A 4,469-nucleotide genomic window follows, 5' to 3' on the forward strand; every position below is an offset into this window, starting at 1 on the left:
GTCGGGGGCGGGGAGGGCGGTGCGGTCGAGCTTTCCGTTGGGGGTGAGCGGCAGGGCCTCCAGGGGGACGACGGTCGGGATCATGTACTCCGGCAGGCGGGAGGCGGTGTGCTCGCGCAGCTGCGTCGTGTCGATGTCGCCGTCGCTGTCGGTGGCCGGGACGACGTAGGCGACCAGACGCCGCTCGCCCGGGCGGTCCTCCCGTACGAGCACGGCCGCTTGGCCGACTGAGGTGTGGGCGGCGATGACGGATTCGACCTCGCCGGGCTCCACCCGGAAGCCGCGGATCTTGACCTGCTCATCCGCCCGTCCCGCGAACTGCAGGGTGCCGTCGGTGGTCCAGCGGGCCAGGTCTCCGGACCGGTACATCCGCTCGCCTGGCGTATAGGGGCAGGCGACGAATCGTTCGGCGGTCAGGTCGGGGCGGCCCACGTAGCCGCGGGCTAGGCCTGCCCCGGCCACGTAAAGCTCGCCCGTCACGCCGGGCGGCACCGGCTGCAAGAAGTCGTCCAGCACGAACACCTGAGTGTTGCCGAGCGGACGACCGATCGCCGGCGACGCACTTTCCGGTGTAGTCCCTGCATCCACCGGGACCGCGGTGGTGATGACGGTGGCCTCGGTCGGCCCGTATGTATTCCACATGTGGGTCCGACCGACCCAGCGGGACGCCAGATCGGCGGTCAGACGCTCTGCTCCGAGAACCCAATTGCGCACACCCGGCACCGCTTGCGGGTCCAGTACGCCCAGCAGTGACGGCACCACGCTGGCCACGGTGACGCCCGTATCGCGGATCATCTCGGCCAGCAGCTCCGGCTCCGTACGCTCGTGGCTTGCGGCGATCGCCAGGGTTCCACCGGCCGCCAGCGTGACCGCGACATCGAGGACGGCTGCGTCGAAGCTGAAGGACGCGAACTGCAGCGCCACCTCGCCCTCTGCTACGCCCAGGACCGGCCGCATCGTCTCAGCCAGGTTCGCTATCCCGCCGTGGGCGACAGCCACGCCCTTCGGGCGCCCGGTGGACCCCGACGTGTAGATCACATACGCCAACTGATCCGCATCAATGGCCACCCCCAGCGGCCCATCCGGCTCAGCCGCAAGCGCCTCCGCGGACTCGGCCAAGAGCCCGCTGTCCAGTACGAGTTCTGCGCCGCTGTCCGCGACCATGAAGTCCAGCCGGTCGGCCGGATAGTCCGGGTCCAGCGGAACGTACGCACCCCCGGCCTTCCACACCGCAAGGATGGCGACGACCATGTCCACCCCACGCGGTAGCCGGAGACCGATGCGACTCTCCCGGCCCACTCCGAGCCCGCGCAGATATCGCGCCAGCCGATTCGCCCGCACCTCCAGCTCCGCATAAGAGAGCGCCTCAGCCTGGCATCGGACGGCGACAGCGCCCGGCGACCGTACGACCTGGGCCTCGAACAGCTCCACCAGGGAACGCGCCGGCACCGGCTGCGCCGTGTCATTCCACGCGTCCACCACCAGCGACCGCTCAGCCGCCTCCATTACGTCGATCTCGCTGACCCGCACGTCCGGCCGCACCGCGATCTGCTCCAGCACCCGCACCAGACGATCCGCCAGCGCCTGCGCCGTAGCCTCGTCGAAGAGGTCCGTGGCATACAGAATCCCGCCGAAGATCCCCGCCGGTGCGCCGCCCTCGTCCCGCTGCTCGGCCAGATTCACAGCCAAGTCGAAACGGGCTGCCGCATTGGCCGCCGACGGCACCGGCCCGACTTCGAGGCCCGGCAGCTCCCACTGCTCCTCGCCGGCGTTCTGCAGCGCCAGCATCACCTGGAACAGCGGATTGCGGGAGAGCGACCGGGATGGAGTGAGTTCATCGACCAGCCGCTCGAAGGGCACATCCTGATGGGCGTACGCAGCCAGGCCACGCTCCCGCACCCGGCCCAGCAGCTCCGTGAATGACGGATCGGAGCTGAGGTCGGTGCGCAGCACCAGGGTGTTGACGAAGAAGCCGGCCAGATCATCCAGCGCAGCGTCCCCCCGGCCCGCGACCGCGGTGCCGACCGGGATGTCGTCGCCCGCGCCCACCCGGGACAGCAGCACCGCCACGGCGGCCTGCACCACCATGAACATCGTCGACCGCCCACGCCCGGCGATCTCCACCAGCCGCGCATGGGTCTCCGCACTCACTTCGAGATCCACGGAACGGCCCTGGAAGGAGGGCGTCGCCGGCCGCGGGCGGTCCGTCGGCAACACCAGCTCCTGCGGCGCGTCGGCCAAGGCGTCCCGCCAGTACGCGAGCTGCCCGCTGACCACGCTGTCGTCGTCGTCGAGTTCGCCGAGCACCTCGCGCTGCCAGAGCGCGTAGTCGGCGTACTGCACCGGCAACGGCTCCCACCCCGGTGCGCGCCCCGCACGACGAGCCGCATAGGCGGTGCCCAGATCCCGGGTCAGCACCCCAAGCGACCAGCCGTCCACAGCGATGTGATGCGCGACGATGAGCAGGACGTACTCGGACGGACCGGTGACCAGCAGCCGGATCCGCCACGGCAGGTCCACGCTCAGATCGAAGCCACGACCTGCGTGTGCCGCGAGAACTGCTTCGGCCTCGTCCTCGGTGGTCTCGACGATCATCAGCGGGGGGCGGCCTGCGGCGCCCTCCAGCACCTGCTGGCAGGCGGCGCCCTCGGTTTCGGGGAAGATCGTCCGCAGGCTCTCGTGCCGGTCGGCGAGATCCCCGAGCGCCGCCTCTAGCGCGCCGACATCGAGCTCGCCGGTCATCCGTAGCGCAAAGGGCATGTTGTAGGCCGCTGCAGCGGCCGGGTCGGTCGTCTCCAAGCGGTTGAGGAACCACATCCGTTGCTGCGCATACGAGAGCGGCAGCACGTCAGGGCGCGGCTGCGGCCGCAGCGCGACTCGGGTCTCGCCGTCGGCGTCGTCGACCAGTCGGGCCACCTCGGCGACCGTCGGCGAGGCGAACAGGGCACGGATGCTCAGCTCGACATCGAGCACCGCACGGATACGGGCAACCAGCCGCATGGCGAGCAGCGAGTCGCCGCCGAGGTCGAAGAATGATGCCTCGGCGCCGACCTGCTCCAGGCCCAGGACCTCGGCGAAGAGGCCGCAGAGCACTTCCTCGACCGGGGTCGCCGGGCCGCGTCCGCCGGTGGCACCGGCGAAGTCGGGGGCGGGGAAGGCGGCTCGGTCGAGCTTCCCGTTCACCGTGATGGGGAGGGACTCCAGCGCCACGATGGCCGACGGGACCATGTAGTCGGGCAGGCGGTCGGCTGCGTATTGCCGCAACGCCGAGACATCCATGTGTTCTTGGCCCGCGACGACGTAGGCGATGAGGCGTTTGTCGCCGGGGCGGTCCTCGCGGACGATGACTGCCGCGTGGGCGACGGACTCGTGGGCGGCGAGGAGGGATTCGATCTCGCCGGGTTCGATACGGAACCCGCGGATCTTCACCTGCTCATCCGCCCGGCCGGCGAACACCAGATCTCCGTCAGGGGTCCAGCGCACGAGGTCACCGGTCCGGTACATCCGGGCCGCCGGGCCCCCGTTGGCGAAGGGGGAGGCGATGAAGCGTTCCGCGGTCAGGGTCGGCTTGTCGAGGTAGCCGCGCGCCAGGCCTGGGCCTGAGACGTACAGCTCACCGGTCACACCCACGGCAGCCGGCTGCAGGAAGTCGTCCAGCACATACGCCTGGGTGTTGCCGATCGGCTGCCCGATCGGCACCGGGCCCTCGTCTGTCGGTGAGAGCGGCCGGCTCATCGTCGCGCAGACCGTCACCTCCGTCGGCCCGTACGCATTGACCAGCCGCCGGCCCGACGACCATCGCTCCACCAGACCGGGCGCGCAGGCCTCGCCGGCCACCACCACCGTGCCCACCTCGACAGGCAGTTCCTCCACCGTCGCCAGCACCGACGGCGGCACCGTCACATGCGTGACCCCGAACGCGGACGCCACCTCGGTCAACGACCCGTGCGGCGGCAACCGGTCAGCCCCGGCCATCACCAACGACGCCCCCGACAGCAACGCCATGCACAGCTCCGACACGGCTGCGTCAAAGCTCAACGACGCCAACTGCAGCACCCGCGAGCCCGGTTCGACGCCAAAGCGCTCCACCTGACTCGCCGCAAGATTCCCGATACCGCTGTGGGTGACCACGACACCCTTGGGGGTGCCGGTCGACCCGGACGTATAGATCACATACGCCGCATCCTCCGGTCGGCCCGCCACTGCCACGGATCCCGGAATACGATCCGCCACCACCGAAGCCTCATACACCATGCGGACGAAGCCGGCGGGGACCACTTCCTCGGTCGCCGCCGTGCACACCACCAGCGCCGGAGCCGAATCCGCCAGCATGAACCCGATCCGCTCCCGCGGATAGGACGGATCGACAGGCACGAAGGCCGCACCTGCCTTCACCACACCCAGCAACACCCCCACCAGATCCGCCGAGCGCTCCATCACCACCCCGACCAGATCCCCGCGCCCCACAC

At 70.1% G+C, this 4,469-nt stretch carries 1 protein-coding gene; it reads right to left on the minus strand.

Annotated elements, in window-relative coordinates; translation table 11 throughout:
• Window positions 1–4,469: non-ribosomal peptide synthetase (locus G5C51_RS40055; RefSeq protein ID WP_165245558.1), on the minus strand; the 4,469-nt coding region annotated here is incomplete at both ends.

Source organism: Streptomyces coryli (assembly GCF_011044975.1).
Lineage (GTDB): Bacteria > Actinomycetota > Actinomycetes > Streptomycetales > Streptomycetaceae > Streptomyces > Streptomyces coryli.